At 71.4% G+C, this 6,381-nt stretch carries 4 protein-coding genes; 2 read left to right on the forward strand and 2 right to left on the reverse strand.

The genetic code is table 11. The features are described from left to right. On the forward strand, positions 1–1,776 hold a 1,776-nt coding region (locus D588_RS0113015), incomplete at its 5' end, for a PAS-domain containing protein (RefSeq protein ID WP_017916288.1). A gap of 185 nt (positions 1,777–1,961) precedes the next feature. Here the strand turns inward: D588_RS0113015 and D588_RS0113020 are convergent. Together D588_RS0113020 and D588_RS0113025 are read right to left on the reverse strand one after the other, a co-directional pair. Continuing rightward, the gene (locus D588_RS0113020; protein WP_010344517.1) at positions 1,962–2,312 is read right to left on the reverse strand and encodes a DUF5713 family protein; all 351 of its coding nucleotides are present in this window, start codon (positions 2,310–2,312) and stop codon (positions 1,962–1,964) included. A gap of 94 nt (positions 2,313–2,406) precedes the next feature. Beyond that, on the reverse strand, positions 2,407–3,045 hold the full coding sequence (locus D588_RS0113025) for a response regulator transcription factor (RefSeq protein WP_017916289.1): 639 nt from the start codon (positions 3,043–3,045) through the stop codon (positions 2,407–2,409). A gap of 283 nt (positions 3,046–3,328) precedes the next feature. Between D588_RS0113025 and D588_RS0113030 the strand changes: the two genes are divergently transcribed. Then, positions 3,329–6,381: ligand-binding sensor domain-containing diguanylate cyclase (locus tag D588_RS0113030; protein WP_017916290.1), on the forward strand; the 3,053-nt coding region annotated here is incomplete at its 3' end.

A 6,381-nucleotide genomic window follows, 5' to 3' on the forward strand; every position in this document is an offset into this window, starting at 1 on the left:
GACGTCGGCGGCAGCCGCGCGGCCGGCCGCGCCGCCGCGCTGGCCGCGGCCGGGATCTGGCTGGCGCTGTCGTTCCTGGGCCTGCTGTTCCAGCAGCGCCAGCGCCTGGCACGGCTGCGCCAGCGCAGCCGGCGCGAACTGGAGGCGTTGCTGCAGCAGCATGCGCAGGAGCTGCGCACCGCCCAGGACGGTATCGTGCAGGCCGCGCAGCAGGCCGACACCGGCCTCAGCCGCAGCCTGGAGCACCTGCCGCAGGGCGTGGTGATCATCGATGCGCAACTGCGCCTGGTGGCGTGGAATTCGCGCTATCTGGAGATCTTCCGCTTCCCGCCGGAACTGATCCGGGTCGGGCGCCCGATCGAGGATGTGTTCCGCTACAACGCACGCCGCGGCCTGCTCGGCCCCGGCCCGGTGGAAGCGGCGATCCAGCGCCGCCTGGACCACCTGCGCAGCGGCCGTCCGCACATGCGCGAGAGCGAGAAGGACGACGGCACGGTGCTGGAGATCCGCGGCAATCCGCTGCCCGACGGCGGCTTCGTGACCAGCTACGCCGACATCACCAGCTACAAGAACGCCGCGCGCGAACTGCGCTCGCTGGCCGACGCGCTGGAGCATCGCGTCGCCGAGCGCACCCACGACCTGGCCGAGGCCAAGCGCGAGGCCGAGAACGCCAATCGCTACAAGACCCGCTTCGTGGCCTCGGCGGTGCACGACCTGCTGCAGCCGCTCAACGCCGCGCGCATGTTCGTCTCGGCGCTGCGCGGCAAGTTGCACGAGGCCGATGCGCGGCAGATCGCCGACCATGTCGACAACGCGCTGGCGGCGCAGGACGCGATCCTCAACAGCCTGCTGGACATCTCGCGACTGGAAGCGGGCACATTGAAGACGCAGGTGCAGGACCTGGCGCTGGACCCGCTGCTGCAGACCCTGGCACGCGAGTTCGGCATCGTCGCCGAAGGCCGTGGGCTGCGCCTGGACTACGTACCGACCCGCGCCACCGTGCGCAGCGACGCGACCCTGCTGCGGCGCATCCTGCAGAACTTCCTCTCCAACGCGGTGCGCTACACCCCGCGCGGACGGGTGCTGCTGGGTTGCCGGCGCGACGGTGCGCAGTTGCGCATCGAAGTGCACGACCAGGGACCGGGTATTCCCGACGCCCTGCAGCAGGAGATCTTCGAAGAATTCCGCCGGCTTGGCGACGGCGTCGCCAACGACCGCGGCGCCGGCCTCGGCCTGGCGATCGTGGAGCGCATCGGCCGCCTGCTCGGCCACCGTATCGGCCTGCGCTCGCAGTTGGGCCGCGGCAGCGTGTTCTCGGTGACCGTGCCGCTGGGCGATGCCGCTGCGGCGCAACGCCAGGTGCCGGCGGCGATGGCCAGCGACAACGGCGACGACCCGATCCTGCATGGCTGCCGGGTCTGGTGCATCGACGACGACCCGCGCGTCTGCGAGGCCAGCCGGACCCTGCTGACGCGCTGGGCCTGCCAGGTGGAACTGGCCGCCGGCCCGGACCAGGCGCTGGCCGCAGCGCAGCCGGCACAGGCGCCGGAACTGGTATTGCTGGACGTGCGCATGGGCGACTGCCACGGCCCGACCCTGTTCGCGCAGCTGTGCGCACGCTGGCAGGCCGAGCCGCGGGTGATCCTGGTCACCGCCGAAGCCGATCCGGCGCTGCGCACCTTGGCACAGGACCGCGGCTGGGGCTTCCTGGCCAAACCGGTCCGCGCGCCAGCCCTGCGCGCACTGATGACGCAGATGTTGCTGCGGCGTGGGTGAGGCTTTTGCTTGGGTTTGGTTTGGTTTTGGGTTCGGGGAGTTTGGATCTCTAGCTGCCGTACCCTCATCCGCCCCTGCGGGGCACCTTCTCCCGGTGGAGAAGGAAAAAGCCGGCGGCGCCGCGCGTTAGCCCCTCTCCCCCCGGGAGGGGGGTTGGGGTGAGGGTACGGGGCGCCGCGCGATGTCTACCACTCGCGCGGGGCGATCAGCTCTTCGACGTCGGCGTCTTCGAAACCATAGGCCTTGGCGATGTGCAGGAAATCCACGCCGATGTTCTCGCTTGCGGCGGTCTCGATCTCGCTGTCGTGGGCCTCGAACTCCAACGCCAGCTTGTTGAACTCTTCGGTGGCGGCATGGGTGAGCCGGTACAGCGCCGGCAGGTCTGCCGGTGCCTGCGCCTCGATCGCCTCGCACAACCGCAGCAGGATCTTCTGTCCCTTGCCGACCAGCGACGGGGGGAAGTAGTCGTCGTCCAGCATCTCCTGAAGGAACGGATAGTGGGCGGTCTGCTCGTTGCGGAGGGTCGTGGTGGGCATGGTCCGGTGGTCTCCGCCCGCGGGGGGCGCGGGCATCGGCGCATAGCATCGCGTATCCGGGCGCCGCAGAAAACGCCCCCCGCCGGCGCCCGGTTCAGGCCTCGCCTTCCGGCTCCAGCGCCTTCACCAGCACCGCGGCCTGGGTGCGGCTGTGGCATTCGAGCTTCTTCAGGATCGCGGTCACGTGGACCTTGACGGTGTTCTCGGCCAGGCCCAGTTCGTAGGCGATCTGCTTGTTGAGCAGGCCGTCGGCCAGGCACAACAGCACCCGGAACTGCTGCGGGGTCAGTTGCGCCAGGCGCGCCGCCAGCTGCGCGTCGGCCTCCGACCGCGCCGCGGTCAGCGGTGGGAACCAGGTGCCGCCGTCGAGCACCGCCGCCACCGCAATGCCGATGGTCTCGGCCGGCGAGGACTTGGGAATGAAGCCGGCCGCGCCGAACTGCTGCGCGCGGCGGATCACCCGCGGATGGTCGTTGGAGGAAATCACCACCACCGGCACGTCCGGGCGCTCGCCGCGCACGTGCAGCAGGGCCGAGAAGCCGCGCGCGCCGGGCATGGCCAGGTCCAGCAGGATCAGATCGGCATCGGCCTGCGCGGCCAGCGCGGCATCCAGGGTGCCAGCGCTGGCCGCCTCCACCACCAGGGCACGCGGCAAGGCCTCGCGCAGCGCGTGCAGCACGGCGGCGCGGAACAGCGGGTGGTCGTCGGCGACCAGGATCGTCGGGGCATCCATGGGCGTGAAGGCGGCTGGCATGACGCTGCAACGCGGCGTCGGGTGGGCGCGGACAACGCGCAGGACCCGCAGTGTACGTGCGTGGCCGCTGGATGCCGAGTGCGCGAGACCCGATCGGGCGGCGGCGGGTTGCCCGAGACCGGCGTGCCGGGTGCCTGCGGAGAAACTCGTGCAGGACGCCGCGCACAACACCGCCACGCCGCGCATTGGCGCTCCGCAGCGCGCAGCAAGGCGTCCTCGGCCGCGCATTCAAGGCCGGCCCCACCATGGCCGATAACACGGCGTGACCGTCTCGTTCTCCAATCTGCTGGGCCGCCTGCCGCTGGCCGCGTCCTGCCTCATCGTGTGCCTGGCGCTCGCGCCGGACGTGTCCGCGGCCGTCACCGCAAGCGACGACGAGCTGCCCAGCAGCCTGGAGCACTTCGGCCTGGACGAGGGCCTGTCGCAGCTGTCGATCAACGCCCTGCAGAGCGACGACCAGGGCTTCCTGTGGGTCGGCACGCAGGAAGGCCTGAACCGCTTCGACGGGCATCTGTTCCGCGCCTACCGGCGCGAACTCGGCAGCGACAGCCGACAGAGCCTGCTCAGCAGCAGCATCGACAGCATCGGCTTCGAGCCGCGCGGCACCCGCCTGTGGCTGGGCACCAACGACGCCGGCCTGGAAGTGATCGAGCTGGCCACCTGGCAACACCACCGTCTCGACGCGAAGCAGGGCCTGTCGCACAACCGCGTCACCCAGATCCTGATCGATCCGCAGGGCGGCGCATGGCTGGGCACCGAACGCGGCATGGACCGGGTCGAGGCCGACCTGCAGCGGGCGCGCCCGCTGGGCGGCGATGCGCCGGTGGTGGGCCTGACCTGGATGCCGGACGGCAAGCAACCGGTGGCACTGGACCGGCAATGCCGGTTGTGGCGGCTGGGCCGCGACGCGCGCGAGGAACTGCCGGCACCGCGCGGCATCGACGAATGCGTGGGCCTGCAGTCCGGCCCGGAAGGGCTGTGGCTGGCCTCGGCGAGCGGCGGCCTGTTCCAGCTCGATGCGCAGGGCGCGGTGCTGGCGCACTGGACGCCAGCGCAGTTGGCCACCGGCGGCAGCGACCTCAGCGCGCTGATCCGGCTGCGCGACGGCCGCGTGCTGGTCGGCACCACCAATGCCACGGTGACGCAACTGGACAGCGCGCAGCATGCGCCGCAGCGGCTGAGCTTCGACATGCCGCCCAACAGCGCCATCATCCGTTTCTACCAGGCACCCGACGGCACCTGGTGGATCGGCACCTACACCGGCGGGCTGTACCGGGTGCGTCCGTTGTCGGCGGTGATCCGCAACGACGAGGAGCGCGTCAGCGACACCCATGCGTGGCCCAGCAGCAGCGTGCGCAGCATCTGGCGCGACGGCGAGCGCATGCTGATCGGCACCGACCAGGGCCTGCTGCTGCGCGACAGCAGCCGTGCCGCCTGGCAGCTGGTGCCCGGGCTGGCCAGCCAGGCGATCCGCAGCATCGCCGCCGACCGCGACGGCTGGTGGCTGGGCACGCGCCAGGGGCTGTGGCGCCTGGACCGCAACGGCACAGTGCGGCGCCTGGGTGGGCTGGCCGACGAGCACGTCAACGATCTGCTGCTGGAAGGCGACACGCTATGGGTGGCCACCCGCCGCGGCCTGACCCGCGTGGTCGATGGGCGCGTGCGCAACGATCCGCGCTGGGCACCCCTGAACGGGCACACCCTGACCCGGGTCTACCGCGACAGCGAAGACACGCTGTGGATCGGCTGCAACGACTGCGGCGTGTGGCGCATGCGCAGCGGCCGTCCCGCCGAGCCCTACCGCCCGCGCGGCAGTACCCTGTACCCGTCGGTGTGGTCGCTGTACGAGCACGACGGCGTGCTGTGGGTGGGCACCTTCTCCGGCGGGCTGTACCGCATCGACCTCAAGCGCGACGTGGCGCTGCGCTACAGCGACCGCGAGGGGCTCAGCAGCAACGTCATCTACACGATCCTGCCGGATCCGCAGGGGCGGCTATGGCTCAGCACCAACAACGGCCTGAGCGTGCTGGATCCGCGCACGCGCATCGTGCAGAGCCTGGGCCGCCGCGACGGCCTGCAGAACCAGGAGTACAACAGCGGCCGCGGCTACCGCGACGCGCACGGCCTGCTGTATTTCGGCGGCACCCAGGGCGTGGACGTGATCGATCCCACGCGCCTGCCGCTGCGCAGCCCGCAGGCGCGCGCGGTACTCACCGACCTGCGCATCCTCAATGCCGGCGAGGACCGCGACGGCGGCGAGAACCAGACCGAGAGCGACGTGGTCTACGCGCAGCGCATCGCCCTGGACCACCGCGACAACGTGTTCACCATCGGCATGACCGCGATCGACTTCGCCGCCCCGGGCACCGCGCGCCTGCGCTACCGCGTCGACGGGCTGCAGAAGGGCTGGGTATACCCGCAGACCGCGCACAGCGACTTCTCGGTCAGCCACCTGCCACCGGACCGCTACACGCTGGTGGTGGAAGCGGCCGGGCGCGACGGCCAATTCGGTGGCGCGCGGCGGCTGCAGATCGAGGTGCTGCCGCCGCCGTGGCGGCATCCGCTGGCCTACGCCGGCTACGTCGTGCTGGGCCTGGCGCTGCTCGGCCTGGCGCTGCAGCGGGTGCGGCACACGGTCAACCGCGAGCGCGACATGGTGGAACTGCTCAACCTGACCGTGGCCGAGCGCACCCGCCAGCTCGAACGCGCCAACCAGCAGTTGCTGCAGAGCAATGCGCGCCTGCAGGCGGCCACACGCCTGGATCCGCTGACCCAGGTCGCCAACCGCCGCGAGCTGCAGGACTGGCTGGCGCGCGAATGCCCGGCCCTGCTGGCGGCGCTGGACGAAGGCAGCAGCGCCGATGCGCTGTACTTCTTCATGATCGACGTGGACAACTTCAAGCGCATCAACGACGACTACGGCCACCAGGCCGGCGACGCCGCGCTGGTGCACTGCGCCGATCGCCTGCGCGGACTGTGCGGCGAACGCGACCTGCTGGTGCGCTGGGGCGGCGAGGAGTTCCTGCTGGTCACCCGCCTGCCGCGCGAAGACGTCGCCAGCGACCTGGCCGAACGCCTGCGCGCGGCGGTGGCGACGCAGCGCTTCGCGCTGGCCGAGCGCGAACTGACCCTGACCTGCTCCATCGGCTTCGCCCCGTGGCCGTTCGTCGCCGCGTGGCCGGCGCTGGGCGACTGGGAACAGAGCGTGGGCCTGGCCGACCGCTGCCTCTACGCCGCCAAGGGCGCCGGCAAGGACGCCTGGGTGGGACTGGCCCCGGGCGCGGCGCCGGACCGGCCGCGCCTGCACGCGCTGCT

This window comes from Xanthomonas sp. SHU 308 (assembly GCF_000364645.1).
Lineage (GTDB): Bacteria > Pseudomonadota > Gammaproteobacteria > Xanthomonadales > Xanthomonadaceae > Xanthomonas_A > Xanthomonas_A sontii.